This window comes from Streptomyces sp. AcH 505, from assembly GCF_000818175.1.
In the GTDB taxonomy this organism is placed as follows: domain Bacteria; phylum Actinomycetota; class Actinomycetes; order Streptomycetales; family Streptomycetaceae; genus Streptomyces.
The window spans coordinates 6305338-6319406 of the sequence record NZ_JTIY01000001.1; the positions used below are offsets into that span (position 1 = coordinate 6305338).

General features: G+C 70.9%; 12 protein-coding genes and 2 pseudogenes. 8 read left to right on the forward strand and 6 right to left on the reverse strand.

Annotated elements, in window-relative coordinates; genetic code table 11:
• Together HY68_RS44160 and HY68_RS28070 are read right to left on the reverse strand one after the other, a co-directional pair.
• Positions 1-276 (reverse strand): putative immunity protein (locus HY68_RS44160; RefSeq protein ID WP_347560619.1); only part of this gene is annotated, 276 nt, incomplete at its 3' end.
• Between the two features lie 19 nt (positions 277-295).
• On the reverse strand, positions 296-1450 hold the full coding sequence (locus HY68_RS28070; protein WP_041993976.1) for an acyl-CoA dehydrogenase family protein: 1155 nt from the start codon (positions 1448-1450) through the stop codon (positions 296-298).
• A gap of 424 nt (positions 1451-1874) precedes the next feature.
• On the opposite strand from HY68_RS28070, the gene HY68_RS28075 reads away from it, so the two are divergent.
• The 5 genes from HY68_RS28075 to HY68_RS28095 all read left to right on the forward strand — a co-directional run bounded on the left by HY68_RS28075 (position 1875) and on the right by HY68_RS28095 (position 7883).
• Complete coding sequence (locus HY68_RS28075; protein WP_052457205.1) at positions 1875-2915, forward strand: cytochrome P450; 1041 nt, start codon at positions 1875-1877, stop codon at positions 2913-2915.
• A gap of 109 nt (positions 2916-3024) precedes the next feature.
• Positions 3025-4125 (forward strand): polyprenyl synthetase family protein, encoded by a 1101-nt coding sequence (locus HY68_RS28080; RefSeq protein ID WP_241778702.1) that lies wholly within the window; start codon positions 3025-3027, stop codon positions 4123-4125.
• Positions 4122-5063, forward strand: coding sequence for a hypothetical protein (locus tag HY68_RS28085; RefSeq protein ID WP_041993985.1), 942 nt, complete (start codon positions 4122-4124; stop codon positions 5061-5063). The genes HY68_RS28080 and HY68_RS28085 overlap by 4 nt, the downstream gene beginning before the upstream one ends.
• A 12-nt stretch (positions 5064-5075) precedes the next feature.
• Positions 5076-6431, forward strand: a complete 1356-nt coding sequence (locus tag HY68_RS28090; RefSeq protein WP_041993988.1) for a cytochrome P450 — start codon at positions 5076-5078, stop codon at positions 6429-6431.
• Positions 6432-6524: 93 nt separating this feature from the next.
• On the forward strand, positions 6525-7883 hold the full coding sequence (locus HY68_RS28095) for a cytochrome P450 (protein ID WP_041993991.1): 1359 nt from the start codon (positions 6525-6527) through the stop codon (positions 7881-7883).
• Between the two features lie 7 nt (positions 7884-7890).
• On the opposite strand, the gene HY68_RS28100 is transcribed toward HY68_RS28095, so the two are convergent.
• On the reverse strand, positions 7891-9081 hold the full coding sequence (locus tag HY68_RS28100; protein WP_041993994.1) for a cytochrome P450: 1191 nt from the start codon (positions 9079-9081) through the stop codon (positions 7891-7893).
• Positions 9082-9226: 145 nt separating this feature from the next.
• Here HY68_RS28100 and HY68_RS42285 point away from each other — a divergent pair, with 145 nt between their 5' ends.
• The 3 genes and pseudogenes from HY68_RS42285 to HY68_RS45585 all read left to right on the forward strand — a co-directional run.
• The gene (locus HY68_RS42285) at positions 9227-9907 is read left to right on the forward strand and encodes a TetR/AcrR family transcriptional regulator (protein ID WP_041997394.1); all 681 of its coding nucleotides are present in this window, start codon (positions 9227-9229) and stop codon (positions 9905-9907) included.
• Between the two features lie 26 nt (positions 9908-9933).
• Positions 9934-11217: a hypothetical protein gene (locus tag HY68_RS42290; RefSeq protein ID WP_041993998.1), complete on the forward strand. Its 1284-nt coding sequence runs from the start codon at positions 9934-9936 to the stop codon at positions 11215-11217.
• 327 nt (positions 11218-11544) lie between these two features.
• Positions 11545-12021: pseudogene (locus HY68_RS45585) on the forward strand (LLM class flavin-dependent oxidoreductase); the annotation flags it as partial.
• On the opposite strand, the gene HY68_RS44165 reads toward HY68_RS45585, so the two are convergent.
• From HY68_RS44165 to HY68_RS45590, 3 genes and pseudogenes are all read right to left on the reverse strand, one after another.
• Positions 12006-13103: a CU044_5270 family protein gene (locus HY68_RS44165; RefSeq protein ID WP_198533358.1), complete on the reverse strand. Its 1098-nt coding sequence runs from the start codon at positions 13101-13103 to the stop codon at positions 12006-12008. The pseudogene HY68_RS45585 and the gene HY68_RS44165 sit on opposite strands and share 16 nt — an antisense overlap.
• Positions 13100-13705, reverse strand: a complete 606-nt coding sequence (locus tag HY68_RS28120; RefSeq protein ID WP_041994001.1) for an RNA polymerase sigma factor — start codon at positions 13703-13705, stop codon at positions 13100-13102. Before HY68_RS28120 ends, HY68_RS44165 begins: the two co-directional genes overlap by 4 nt.
• A gap of 123 nt (positions 13706-13828) precedes the next feature.
• Positions 13829-14069: pseudogene (locus HY68_RS45590) on the reverse strand (M56 family peptidase); the annotation flags it as partial.

Consider the following 14069-nt stretch of genomic DNA (forward strand, 5'->3'; position numbering starts at 1 on the left):
CGCCGCCTCGGCCGCCGCGGACGAGTCCGCCGCAGGTGAGGCCGCCGCTTCTCCTGCCGCCTTGAACGCCGCCCACCCGCACTGCCGCAGAGCGGCCGTACGCCGGCCGCCCTCCGCGAAGGCACGCGCCGCTTCGATCGCCTCGCGCGGGCGCGGGTCGGTGGGCACGGCCCGCTCGTAGAGGGACAGCACCCTGCTCGCGCAGTCCGCCGCGTAGCCCGTGATCTCGCGAAGTTCGCGCAGGCTCAGTTCGATCTCGTCCGGGTCGCTCGACACGGCTCCATCATCGCGCGGTTCACAGACCCATCGACTTGGCCACGATCGTGCGCATGATCTCGCTCGTGCCACCGAAGATCCTGCTCGCCCGGTTGTCCGCGTAGAGCCGGGCGACGGGATACTCCATCATGAACCCGTAACCGCCGTGCAGCTGAAGGCACTTGTCGACGACCCGGGTCGCGGTCTCCGTACAGAACAGCTTGGCTGAAGCGGCCTCGTCCGCCGTCAACTCCCCGGCGTCGAAGGCGTCGAGCGCCCGGTCGGCGACCGCCTGCAGGGCGTCGACGTCGGCCTTGCAGTCGGCCAGTACGAACTTGGTGTTCTGGAAGGCGGCGAGCGGCTTGCCGAACGCGGTGCGCTCGCGCACGTACTCGCTCGCGAAACGCACCGCCGCAGCGGCGTGGGCGTACGCGCCGACGGCGATGCCCAGCCGCTCCTGCGGGAAGATGTCCGCCAGGCAGGCGAAGCCGTTGCCGGGCCCGCCGACGACGTTCTCCGCGGGGACCTGCACGTCGGTGAACGTCATCTCGACGATGTCCGACGAGCGCAGCCCGAGGGTGGCCGGCTCCGAGCTGACGGTGACACCGGCGGAGCGGGTGTCGACGGCCAGCAGTGACAGACCGCCGCGCCTGTCGTCCCGCCCGGCGCCGGAGGTGCGGCAGGCGACAAGCACCAGATCGGCCTGGGCGCCCCCGGAGACGAACGACTTGACGCCGCTCAGCAGGTAGTGCGCGCCGTCCTCGGTCGGCTCGGCCGTGGCACTCAGCCCCGCGACGTCGGAGCCGGCACCCGGCTCCGTGATGGCGATGGCCGTCATCATCTCGCCGGTGGTGAAGGCGGGCAGCCAGCGCTTCTTCTGCTCGTCCGTCGTGTATTTGACGAAAGTCGCGGGAAGCGCCAAATGGGCACTGGCGCCACCGAAGGTGACCCCGGCCCGCGCACACTCCTCCGCCATGACGGCGTTGTACTTGAAGCTCGTCCGGCCGGCGCCCCCGTACTCCTCGGGAACACCGAAACCGAGAATACCGAGCTTGCCCAGTTTCAGGTAAAAATCACGGGGGACCCGGCCTGCGGTCTCCCACCCGTGATACACGGGCGTGATCTCTGCCGCGATGAAGTCCCGCAGTACAGCACGGAACGCCTCATGGTCGTCGTGGAAAGCGGTACGCCGCACTGTCGCCCCCGTAGCGCCGATCGGTCTTTCGGTCCAACTCCTCGAACGTAATACTCCGTTGTCGAGTCTGTCCAGGGAGTAAGGGGGCCCGCGCGGCAGTGACGGATGTCACGTCACGTACAAATCCAGGTAGTGGGTCCTGGCACTCTTGTCGTCCGTGGTTGTCATGTGCCTAGTATTCGGTACCGAGTTCGGGGACCGCAATGACCGGCGGTCCCTGTCGGACAGTCAAGAGCTGGGGGAATGGGCTATGAAGCCAGCAGAGGACGCGCCTCTGTTCAATGCGCGCGATCCACGCCTACGAAATGACCCATATCCGCTCTACCGGCGACTTCGCGAGGCGGAGCCTGTCCATCGCACGCCTTATGGGCATTGGGTCGTCTCGGGGTACGACGAAGTCGAGTCGCTCATCCGCAGACCTCAGTTGAGCAGCGAGTACCCGCAGGACCCCAGATGGGCCGAACAGCGCGGCGGACCGGACAGCCCGATCGTCGAGGCCACCCGCGACTGGATGCTGATGCGGGACGGGGAGGCGCATCGCAGGCTGCGCGGCCTGGCCAATCCGGTGTTCACCGCACGGGCGGTACGGGAGACCGCGCCCAGGATCGCCGGCATCGTGCACCGGATCATGGACGACATGGGCGGCGGCCGGGACATCGATCTGATCGGCTCGCTCGCCGCACAGGTGCCGGTCACGGTCTTCTGCGGGCTCGGCGGGCTGCCGGTGGAGGACAGCGACCTGTGCCGGAAGTGGACCGACGCGCTGGGGCACGTCATCGATCCGGCTGTCGACGAGACCACCCGTACGGCCATGAACGACGCGGCGAAGGAGTTCGGCGCCTACATCGCCGAGCATCTGGCCAGGCGGCGCGCCGACCCGCAGGACGACATCCTCTCCCGGCTGCTGCTGGCCGAGTTCGACGGTCAGAGGCTCACCGACGACGAGATCATCGCCAACGTCATGATGTTCTTCATGGGCGGCCACGAGACGACCGTCAACCTCATCGGCAACGGCATGCTGGGCCTGCTGCACCACCCTGACCAGCTGCGGGCGCTGCGCGCCGACCCCGGTCTCGTCCAGGACGGCATCGACGAACTGCTGCGCTACGACGCGCCGATCCAGCTCGTGGCGCGTATCACCACCGACGACATCGAGATCGCGGGCACGACCGTCCCGGCCGGCTCCAAGGTGATGATCCTGCTCGGCGCGGCCAACCGCGACCCGCTGCGCTACCAGGACCCCGACCGGCTCGACCTGTCCCGGAAGGACGTGCGTCCGCTGTCCTTCGGCGGCGGCCCGCACTACTGCATCGGCGCGATGCTCGCGAAGACCGAGGCCCGGCTGGTCTTCACCGAACTCGTCAGCCGCTACCGCGACATCACCCTGTCCTCCGAGGACGTCGTATGGCGCCGGCAGGTCAACATCCGCGGCCTCAGTGAGCTGCGCGTCGACCTCGTGTCCTGAGGCTCGACCCGGCAGACGCGCCCCGTACACCCCACCCCGCACCCGGCCCGACGAGATCCGGCGCGCAACGGCGCGCGACGGCCCGGGCCTTGGCGTGCGCGGAATCGACGTGGCAGACCCCGGAGGGGGACGAAACAGGCAGATGAGTACGCCAACCATGCCTCCCGCCCTGCGCGAAGCGGGAATGGTGAAAGACGCCGTCAATACCGTCCTGGAAGACTTCCTGAGGAGAAAGAAGAACGACGCGGAGGAACCGCAGATGGGCCGTCTGCTGGGCCACTTCGCGGAATTCCTGGCAGGCGGGAAGCGCATTCGTCCACTGCTGTGTGTGACAGGCTGGAGAGGGGCCGGGGGGAACAGCGAAAACCCGTCCCTCGTGCAAGTCGCCGCCTCACTCGAAATGTTCCACGCGTTCGCCCTCATTCACGACGACATCATGGACGACAGCGATACGCGACGCGGCCGTCCCACCATCCACAGAATGCTCGCCGGAAAACAGGGGGACGATCGCACGGAGCGTTTCGGGCTCAGCGCTGCTGTGCTTCTGGGTGACCTCGCCTTCGCCTGGTCCGACGAACTCCTGCACACGGCTGGACTCACCCCCGCGCAATACGGGAGTGTGCTGCCGCTGATAACCGAGATGCGCACCGAAGTGATGCTCGGGCAGTATTTGGATCTGCGGGCGACGGGTGAACTCTCCGACGATGTCGACGCCACCCTGACGGTCAACCGCTACAAGACCGCCAAATACACGGTCGAGCGCCCGTTGCATGTCGGGGCGGCCCTCGCGGGCGCGGGTCCCGAGACCCTGGCGGCCTGCACCGCCTACGCCATACCGCTGGGCGAGGCGTTCCAGCTCCGGGACGACATGCTGGGCGTGTACGGGGATGTCGCGGACACCGGCAAGTCGCGCCTGGACGATCTGCGGGCCGGCAAGAACACCACCCTGGTCGCGCTCGCCCTGCGGGCCTGCGACCCGGCGCAGGCCGCCCGGCTGCGCACCCTGATCGGCGACCCGCTCCTCGACGAGACGGGCGCGGCGGAGATCCGAGCCCTGTTCGCGCGCACCGGAGCCAGGGACGCCGTGGAGCGCATGATCGACGACCGCTACCGGCAGGCATTGCGCGCCCTCGAATCCGCCCCGCTCACACCGGGGGCCACCGCCGACCTCAAACACCTCGCGCGCACGGCCACCAGGAGGAACTCATGAGCACAGACCTGACCGCTGCCGCCGCCACGCGGGACCAGGCCGCGCCGGCACCCGCCGCCGGCGGCACGGCGCGCTACCGGCAGGAAGCCACCGACCGGTTCGCCGAACTGTTCTCCCGGCACATCGACCATCCCCAGCAGAAGGTGGCGCTGACCGACGCCGAGCTGCGCGAGGTCATCGACGCCTGCAACCGCGCCGTCGCACCGCTCGGCAAGACCGTCTCCGACAAGCGCTGGATCTCGTACATGGACGTCGTGCGCTGGTCGCAGAGCGCCCGCCACATCAAGGACATGGAGGCGTTCAAGGCCGTCTGCGTCCTCAACTGCGTGACGTTCGTGTGGGACGACATGGATCCCGACCTGCACGACTTCGACCTCTTCCTGCCGCAGTTGCGGGCCGTGTGCGAGCGCTACTACGACCGCACGGACGCGGCGTTCGCGTACGAGGGCGCCCGCGCCTTCGTCACCAGCGACCACATGTTCCGTGACTCGCCGGTCAAGCGGGTGCTCTGCACCACGTCGCCCGAGCAGTACTTCCGCTTCCGGGTCACCGACGTCGGTGTGGACTTCTGGATGAAGATGTCCTACCCGATCTACCGGCACCCCGAGTTCACCGAGCACGCCAAGACGGGCCTCGCCGCCCGGATGACGACGCGCGGCCTCGCCATCGTCAACGACTTCTACTCGTACGACCGGGAGAACGCGCTCGGTCAGATAACCAACTGCTTCCGGCTGTGCGACGTGGCGGACGAGAGCGACTTCCGGCGCTTCTTCCAGGACCGGCTGGACGACATGACCGAGGACGTCGAGTGCATCAAGGCGTTCGACGACGTCACCCGTGACGTGCTGCTCGACCTCGTCCACGGCAACTTCGTGTGGACCACCCGCGACCGGCGCTACCGGGCGGCCGTGAACGACGTCAACTCGCTCATCCACTAGGGGGACCGTCCCATGACATCCGTGAAGTCCGCCCCGGCGGACAATGCCTGGCGCTCCGGCACCGCCCCGGGCGCGCTGCCCCTGCTCGGGCATGTGCTGTCCCTGTGGCGTGACCCGCTGGGCTTCCTCGCCTCGCTGCCCGCCCACGGCGACCTGGTCGAGGTACGGCTCGGTCCGAGCCGGGTCTATCTCGCCGCCCACCCGGAGCTGGTCAGGCAGGTGCTGCTCAATCCGCGCGTCTTCGACAAGGGAGGCGTCTTCGACAAGGCGCGGCAACTCCTCGGCAACAGCCTGTCGGTGTCGCGCGGTGAGGAGCACCGCTCCCAACGGCGTTTGATCCAGCCCGCGTTCCACTCCACCAAGATCGCCGCCTACACCACCGCCGTCGCCGACGACACCCGTACGGTCACCGACCGCTGGCAGCCGGGGGAGACCCGGGACATCGGGGACGCGATGCACGCCCTGCTGATGCGGGTGGCGGCGCGGACGTTGTTCTCCACCGGTCTCGACGAGGCCACCGTCGAGGAGGCCAGGCAGTGCCTGCGGACCGTCTCGCACGGCATCTACAAACGCACCGTCGCACCGCTGGGGATCATGGAGAAACTGCCGACCCCCGGCAACCGCGCCTACGACCACGCCAACACCCGGCTGCGCGAGATCGTCGCCGACATGATCGGCCGCCGCCGCTCCGAGGCCGACCACGGCGATCTGCTCTCCACCCTGCTGCGCGCCGAACACCCCGAGACCGGCGAGAAGTTGTCCGAGGACCAGGTGCTCGACCAGGTGGTCACCTTCCTCGTCGCCGGCAGCGAGACCACCGCGTCCACACTGGCGTTCGTCTTCCACCTGCTGGGCACCCTGCCCGAGGTGGAGAAGCGGCTGCACGCCGAGGTGGACGAGGCGCTCGGCGGGCGCACCCCGGTCTACGACGACCTGCCGGCCCTGCCCTACACCCGTAACGTCATCACCGAGGCGCTGCGGCTCTACCCGCCGTCGTGGATGGCGATGCGGGTGGCGGCGCAGGACACCGAACTCGGCGGAAAGGCCGTGTCCGAGGGGACGATGATCCTCTACAGCGCCTACGCGCTGCACCACAACCCCGAACTGTTCCCCGACCCCGAGACGTTCGACCCCGGGCGCTGGGAGGGCGAGCGGGCGGGACAGGTACAGCGGGGTGCGCTGCTGCCGTTCGGGGCGGGCAGCCACAAGTGCATCGGTGACGTACTGGCCCTGACCGAGACGGCGCTCATCGTCGCGACCGTCGCCGCCCGTTGGCGGCTGCGGCCGGTACCGGGAAGCCGGCTCAGCCCGGAGCCGAAGGCCACGCTCGAACCGGGGCCGCTGCCCATGATCTGCGAACGGCGCTGACCGCGAAGCCCTTTGCCGGCGGGCGCGCACCAGAACCGGATCCCGCCCCCGCCCCCGACCGTCCGCCACCCGTGACCGAAGGACACCCGACGCATGAAGACGCCCCGCGACACGGCCACCCGCGACTGGCGGGTGGCCGCAGCGCCCCACCGGCTCCCGCTCGTCGGCCACGCCCTGCTCCTGGGGCGCAGGCCGCTGGAATTCCTCAGTTCGCTGCCCGCCCTCGGCGACCTGGTCGAGCTGCGGATCGGCAGCAAGGCCGCGTACCTGCCCTGCCATCCCGAGCTGGTCCAGCAGGTTCTCCTGAACGCACGGGTCTACGACACCGGCGGCCCGGTCAAGGAGAAGGCGCGGCCCATCCTGGGCAACGGACTCATCACCTCCGACTGGGCCGACCACCGCCGCCAGCGGCGCATGGTCCAGCCGGCGTTCAACCTCGCGCGCATCGCCACGTACGCCGAGGTCATGCACGAGGAGTGCGAGACGCACGCGGCCTCGTGGCAGGCGGGCAAGCCGCTCGACATCAGCGACGCCATGCAGGGCCTGACCGCCAGGGTGACGGCGCGCGCACTGTTCTCCACCGAGATGGCGCCGCACTCGGTCGCCGAGGTCCGGCGCAGCCTGCCGCTCGTGGTGGAGGGCGCCTACCGCAGGGCCGTCGATCCCACCGGGCTGCTGGCCAGGCTGCCGCTGGCGGCGAACCGCGAGTTCGAAGGGGCGCTCAGCCGGCTGCACGCGCTCATCAACGGCATCGTCGGGGACTACCGGCAGGCCGCCGAGGACCGGGGCGACCTGCTGTCGGCGCTGCTGGCCGCCCGCGACGACGAGAGCGGTGGCCGGCTGTCGGACCAGGAGGTCCACGACCAGGTCATGACGCTGCTGCTGGCCGGCGTGGAGACCACGGCCAGCGCGCTGACCTGGGCCTGGCATCTGCTGTCGGTCAACCCGGCCGCCGAGGCGCGGCTGCACGCCGAGGTCGACGAGGTGCTGGCGGGCCGGACCCCCACGTACGCCGACGTACCGGACCTCGCCCACACCCAGCGGGTCTTCACCGAGGCGCTGCGGCTCTACCCGCCCGCCTGGATGTACAGCCGCACGGTCACCGAGGACACCGAGCTCGGCGGCCGTCGGCTGGCCGCCGGCGCCGACGTACTGATCAGCCCGTACGTCATCCACCGCATCCCCGGGCTCTTCCCCGACCCGGAGGCCTTCGACCCGGACCGGTGGCTGCCCGAGCGCGCGGGGGACGTCAGCCGTGGCTCCTACCTGCCGTTCGGGGCGGGCAGCCGCAAGTGCATCGGTGACGTCTTCGGTACGACGGAGGCGACCCTCGCGCTCGCCGCCCTCGCGTCCCGCTGGCGGCTGCGCCCGGTGCCGGGGACCAGGATCAAGCCACGGGCGCAGATGAGCCTGACGGCCGGTCCGCTGCCGATGATCCCGGAGCCGCGCTGACGGCATGTCAGCCCACCGTGACCGGCAGCTGGTGCAGCCCCCGCAGCATCAGGCCGGGGCGCCAGGTCAGCGCGGCCGGGTCCGTGTCCAGCGCGAGATCCGGGCAGCGCTCCAGCAGCGTACGGAACGCCGCGGCGCCTTCCAGCCGGGCCAGTGGCGCGCCCAGGCAGCGGTGGATGCCGTGGCCGAACGCCAGATGCCCGCCCGCCGCGCGGCGGATGTCGAAGCGGTCGGGCTCGGCGAACCGCCGGGGGTCGCGCGAGGCGGCGGCCAGCACCACGGCCACGGAGTCGCCGCGCGCGACGGGCGTGCCGCCCAGCGTCAGGTTCTCCTTCGCGTAGCGGAACGCGGTGGTCTCCACCGGCCCCTCGTACCGGAGCGTCTCCTCCACCGCGTTGTCCAGCAGCGACCAGTCGGCGCGCAGGGCCGCCAGCTGACCGGGATGGCGCAGCAGCGCGAGCACCCCGCTGGAGAGCAGGTTGGCCGCCGTCTCGTAACCGGCCACCAGCAGCAGGAAGGCCATGCCCAGCATTTCCTCGGGGGAGAGGCGGTCCTCGTCCTCGTCCATGGCGCGGGCGAGGGCGCTCAGCAGGTCCTCGCCCGGCTCCTCGCGCTTGGCGGCGATCAGCTCGGCGAGATAGCCCGTCATGGCCCCGGCCGCCGCGCCGGCGGCCTCGGGCCGGGTGAAGTCCGTACTCGCCAGGTACCAGTCGTGGAACGTCTTGCGGTCGGCCGCAGGCACCCCGAGCAGTTCGCAGATCACCGCGAGCGGCAGCGGCAGGGCGAACGCCTCGACCAGATCGGCTTGTCCGCGCTCCAGCAGGCCGTCCACCAGCTCGTCGGCAATCTTCCGCACCCGCGGGCGCAGCGCCTCGATGCGCCGGGCGGTGAAGTCCTTGGCGACGAGCTGCCGCAGTCGCGTGTGCTGCGGCGGGTCGGTCTGCACCATGTTCAGCCCGATGGAGTTCCCTCCGTCGTCCGCCCAGTCGGCCGACTGCCGGATGTCGTTCGACAGTCTCGGGTCGCTCAGCGCGGCGCGGCCCACCTCGTGGTCCACGACGAGCCAGAACTCGCCGGACGCCGCGGTGCGCACGCGGTGCACGGGCCCTCGGCTGCGCAGTTCCGCGTAGACGGGGTACGGGTCGTCGACGAACTCCTGGCCGAGCGCGGACAGATCGTCGAAGGCCTCTACGGGCATGGGCGTTCCTCGCGCACAGGCACTTCTCCCTGGTCGAAGGTGCGGGTCCCGGGAAAATGAAAACGGGGACATGCCCCCGGTTGTCTGGCGGCGACCCTAGCAACGAAACGGGGAGTAGTCCACGGTTGGTGTTAGGGTGCCGCTCATGGTCAGCGACGACAGCCGGCAGCCGCCGCTGCGCAAGGACGCCCGGCGCAACCGCGAGACACTGATCGGCGCTGCCCGGGAGATCTACGCGGAGCGCGGCATCGACGCCCCCCTCGACGACATTGCACGCAGGGCCGGCGTCGGCAACGCCACTCTCTACCGCCACTTCCCCGGCCGGGCCGAACTCGTCGAGGCGGTGTTCCGTGACGCGCTCGCCGCGATCCTGCGGGCCGCCGAGGAGGCCCGCACCGCACCCGAGGCCTGGACCGGGCTCACCACCTATCTGGACCATGTCTTCGGACTGCTCGCCGCCGAGCGCGGCACCAACGACCTGCTGACCACCGACATCCAGGGCGTCCCCACGCTCGACGCGCTCCGCGAGGGCAACCGGCTCACGCTCGACACGCTGCTGCGCCGCGCCCAGCGGCAGGGCACGGTACGCGCCGACCTCACCGTCGAGGATCTGCTCTTCCTGCTGGCCGCGCTCGGCAGGGCCGTACCCGCCGCGCCGGGCACGTGGCGCCGCTACCTCGCCCTGGTCCTGGACGGGCTGCGCCCGGCCGCGGCCCGCCCGCTTCCGGTGCCCCCGCTCGACCCGGAACAGTTCGGCGCGGCCCTGCGCGACCTGGACACAGGACCGGGCAAGGGCGCGCACCCCGAGCTGCCCACCTCGTCCTGATCCCGAATGCGGAAGGCCCGTGCGACATGACCGGTCAGCGCCCCATATCCCCTTTCGAGAGCGTCTACTTCCTCGACCTGGGAGCCGCGGGGCTCCCGCTGTACGACATGCCGGCCTACGTCGAGTCCCTGGTGCGCGGCACCGTGGACCCCACCCTGGTCTCCCGGGCCCTGAAAATGCTGACGATCCGTCACCCGTCCCTGCGGTCAACGGTGGTGGCAGGGGACGACGGGCTCCTGCTGCGCGTACGTGAGCACGTCCAACCCCCGCTGACCGTGCTGGACGGCATCGACGCGCCCTTCGCCGAGCTGATCAACTCCCGTCCTGACTGGACCGAGAGCATGCTGCACGCCTGGCTGCTCACCGAGGGTGAGCACAGCCAGGTCGTCCTGGGGATCCACCACGGCGTCGCCGACGGCCGGTCCGCCTTCGGGCTGCTGGACGAGTTCTGGCAGTACTACACCGCCTTGGCGTCCGGCGCCCGCCCCGAACCCGAGCGGCGCGACGAACTGCCCGAGGCCGTCGACACCCGGCTGTCCGGCGCCTTCCCGGACAGCGAACTCGACGCGCTCGTCGACGCGTTGGCGCAGGGCGCGGGCGACGCCGGAAAACCGGCGACCCTGGCGACCGAAGGCATCGGCGGCACCGACCGTCCCGCGCCCGAACACCGCTTCGTCGTGGACCGGTTGGAGTTCGGCAAGGAGACCACCGACGCGGTGCTGGCGGCGGCCCGCGCCCGTGGCGTCACCCTCAACAGTCTCGTGACGGGCCTGGTGCTCACCGCCGTACGCGCCCAACTCGCCCCGGAGCACGGGCCACTGCCGATGGTGTGCGGCCACGGCGTCGATCTGCGCACCCGGCTGACCCCGGAACTGCCACTGTCCACCCTGCTCAACTGCATCACCGGACTGCAGACACCGGTGACCGTCGCGCACGACGACGACCCCGACACGGTCGGCCGGGAAGTGGCGCGGCAGTTCGCCGCAGCGCTCGCCCGGCGCGATCCGGAGCGCTTCCTGCTCGCCGCCCTGCGGGCAGGCGCCCGTGGTGTGCCGGTCCCGGTCCCGGTCGTCAGCTACGGCATCTCCAACGTCGGACGCGTCCCGGCCCACCCGGTCCCCGACGGAACGCGACTGATTCGCTTCGGCGGTACGGCGAACGCGCCCGGGATGCCGCCGAAGATCGGGGCGGCCACCTTCGGCGGCCGGCTGCTGCTGCAGAACGAGTACGACAGCTGGACGTACAGCACGGAGCAGATGGCGCGCCTGCGCGAGGCACTGCGGGCGTCGGTGGCCGATCTGGCGCGCTGAGCCGCGTCCGTACCGTGCCGAACCCGGGCGGGGCCCGTTCATGCCTGCCGTCCCAGCAGTTCTGCTAATCGCTCCCTTAAGGAAGTCGTCCCTGGTGGCCGGTCACGCGCACTCCTAGCGTCGGACACGGCGGTGAACGCGGGGCAGTGCCCAGCGGCTCCGCCACCGACGACGCGACGGCCGGACCCTTCCGGCCCGGGAGGATGTGCGATGACCGGCAAAAGTCCCTCGATGATCGTGACCGCAGCGCTCATGCACGGTCTCGGCATGCACACAGGCGCCTGGATGGCGCGTGACGGAGCCGCGGACGACCATCTCTCGGCCACGATGTACAAGGACATCGCCCGCACCGCCGAGGCGGGCAAGCTCCACGCGCTGTTCCTCGCCGAGCAGATGACCAACCAGGAGGTCGGCACCGAGCGCCCCTGCGGCGCCCTCGACACGGCGACCGTACTCGCGCTGATGGCGGGCGTGACGGACCGGATCGGGCTCGTCGGGACCGCTTCGACCACGTACAACGAGCCGTACGAGCTGGCGCGTCGCTTCGCGACGCTCGACCACCTCAGCGGCGGCCGGGTCGGCTGGAACTCCGTCGCCCCCCAGAACCCCACCGTCGTCGAGCAGTTCGGCGGCGGGGTCAGCCCGGACCACGAGCAGCGCTACGCGCGCGCCGACGAGTTCATCGACGTCGTGCTGCGCCTGTGGGACTCACGGCAGCGGCGCTTTTCCCCCACGATCAAGGAGATACGCGCCGCCACCGCGGGCCCGGGAGGTTCGGCCGTCCCGGGTCAGCTGTTCGCGTCGGCGGGCTCCATGCCGTGCTGGTCGACCACGGCGCGCCGCAGGATCGCCTGGCTGCCGAACAGGACATCGGCCTTGCCGGGCTTGTGGTCCTTCGTCAGGTACGAGCGTGAGCCGAGGAAGGCGAGCGTGTGCTTGTCGAAGATCCACTCGTCGCGTGTCGCCGTCCCGGTGTCGTCGAGGGTGACACCGATGCCGTGGCGGCCCGCCGCGTCGACCGCGTCGGGGATCTCCGTCACGCCGGGGATCTTCGCGACGGCCCGGTAGAACGCGGCGGCGTTCGCCGCCGGCATGACCGTCTGGCTCAGCAGATCGCCGGCCCTGAAGAACACGGCCTGGTCCTCGGTCTCCCCGTCAGCCGGGCGGACTTGGGTGCGGAGCAGGGCGAGCAGCGCGTCGGGGTCGGTGGGCAGGGACGCCAGCCACTTGTACGTGGGACGGTCGATGCCCGCGGGCACGGCGCCGGTGTCGTCCGAGCCGTCAGGGGTCGACGCCTCGATCGGGACGTCCTCGTCCGGCATCGTCGCGCCCTTGCCGGACTCCCGGGTCCAGCCGATGGTGGTGACAGGGGCCGGGTCCTGCGACAGCCAGGCCTCCTGCTTGTACGCGGGGCCGAGCTTCACCGGCCCGTCGAGGACTCCCTCGTTCGACCTGACCAGGCTCTGGACATAGACGAACTGACTGTCCTTCACGGCTTTCGTGTCGGTCTCCATGGACGCGGCGGCGATCCGGCCGAGCAGGACGGTGGCGCCGCGCCCGGTGTCAGGACCGGCCGCAGGTGCGCGGTCGTTGTGCGGAGTCAGTGTGATGACGAGAGCCGCAGTCAGTGCCGCCGCCACGGCGGGCATCACCACCGCGGGGCGGGTCAGCCGGCGGCGCGGCCGTGCGGTGCGCTGTTCGGCGTCGATCCGCCGCAGCAGCACGTTCCTGTGGTGGAGGTGGCGGCCCGGCGGAAGGTCCCGCTCGGGCAGTTCCGGCAGCAGCCGGGCCAGCACGGCGACGTCCGCCTCCGGTTCGGCGGTCCGTGAACCGGAGTCGGTGGGGTCGTTCGGAGTGTTCGGGTCGGTCGGAGTGGTCGGGCTCATCGGGTTTCCTCCTGTAGGGGCAGGGCCGCGAACACGGCCTCACTCGCTACCTCTCCGCGGTCGCGCCGCGGTTCCGTGTTCTCCTCGGTGAGCCGGCCGAGCTTGGCGCGGGCGCGTGACAGCCGCGACCTGACGGTGCCGACGGGAATGCCGAGTGCCTGCGCGGTCTGCTGGTAGTCCAGACCCGCCCACACGCACAACGCCAGCACCTCGCGCTCCTGGCGGCGCAACCGGCCCAGCGCATCCTGCACCGCGGCGAGCGTGCGGGCGTCGTCGATCCGGCCGGCGGTCTCCTCGGCGAAGTCCGCCACCGCGGGCGGCGGCGGGCGGTGGGCCAGGAAGGCGAGCCGTCTGCGCCGGCTCCGGTTGGCGTTGTGCACCTTGTGTGTCGCGATGCCGAGCAGCCAGGGTCTGAGCGACCCGCCGTCCGGCTCCAGCCGCTCCCGGGTGCGCCAGGCGGCGAGGAACGTCTCGGACATGACCTCCTCGGCCGCCGACCAGTCGCCGGTCAGCCGCAGGGCGTGGTTGTAGACCGTCCGCGCGTGCTCCTCGTACAGCTCGGCGAAGGCGGAGCGGTCGCCCGCGCGGATACGTGCCCGCATCGGATCCTCTAGTTCTGTATGCCTCACACCACTTACTCTCCGCACCGCCCCGGGGGTTCCTGTGCCCTCGGTCACACCACGGTCCCCGCACCCACCCCGGTGGCACCGGGGACCGGCCAGGACCTACTGCCGCGCGCGGGCCTCGCCCTGGGCGACCTCCACGCTGGTGTGCAGACTGATCGCCCCTGCCGCCGCGGCGCCGGACGAGACTCCGGCGCATACGAGCAGGACCAGGGCGATGGCCGGCGCCAATCGCCGGTGTCCCGTCGGCCGGTGGAGCAGGGCGGCGACGCGCCGGGGGACAGGCCCGGTCGCCGCTGCCGCGGTGAAGGCCGGCCGGCCGGGCGGCGTGTCGCGCGACGCG

What these genes read in the sequence shown, in the direction of transcription:
- HY68_RS28120 (WP_041994001.1), bottom strand. Translation starts at nt 13,705, where the DNA reads ATGCGGGCACGTATCCGCGCGGGCGACCGCTCCGCCTTCGCCGAGCTG.
- HY68_RS28085 (WP_041993985.1), top strand. Translation starts at nt 4,122, where the DNA reads ATGAGCACAGACCTGACCGCTGCCGCCGCCACGCGGGACCAGGCCGCG.
- HY68_RS28090 (WP_041993988.1), top strand. Translation starts at nt 5,076, where the DNA reads ATGACATCCGTGAAGTCCGCCCCGGCGGACAATGCCTGGCGCTCCGGC.
- HY68_RS28095 (WP_041993991.1), top strand. Translation starts at nt 6,525, where the DNA reads ATGAAGACGCCCCGCGACACGGCCACCCGCGACTGGCGGGTGGCCGCA.
- HY68_RS42285 (WP_041997394.1), top strand. Translation starts at nt 9,227, where the DNA reads ATGGTCAGCGACGACAGCCGGCAGCCGCCGCTGCGCAAGGACGCCCGG.
- HY68_RS44165 (WP_198533358.1), bottom strand. Translation starts at nt 13,103, where the DNA reads ATGAGCCCGACCACTCCGACCGACCCGAACACTCCGAACGACCCCACC.
- HY68_RS42290 (WP_041993998.1), top strand. Translation starts at nt 9,934, where the DNA reads ATGACCGGTCAGCGCCCCATATCCCCTTTCGAGAGCGTCTACTTCCTC.
- HY68_RS28100 (WP_041993994.1), bottom strand. Translation starts at nt 9,081, where the DNA reads ATGCCCGTAGAGGCCTTCGACGATCTGTCCGCGCTCGGCCAGGAGTTC.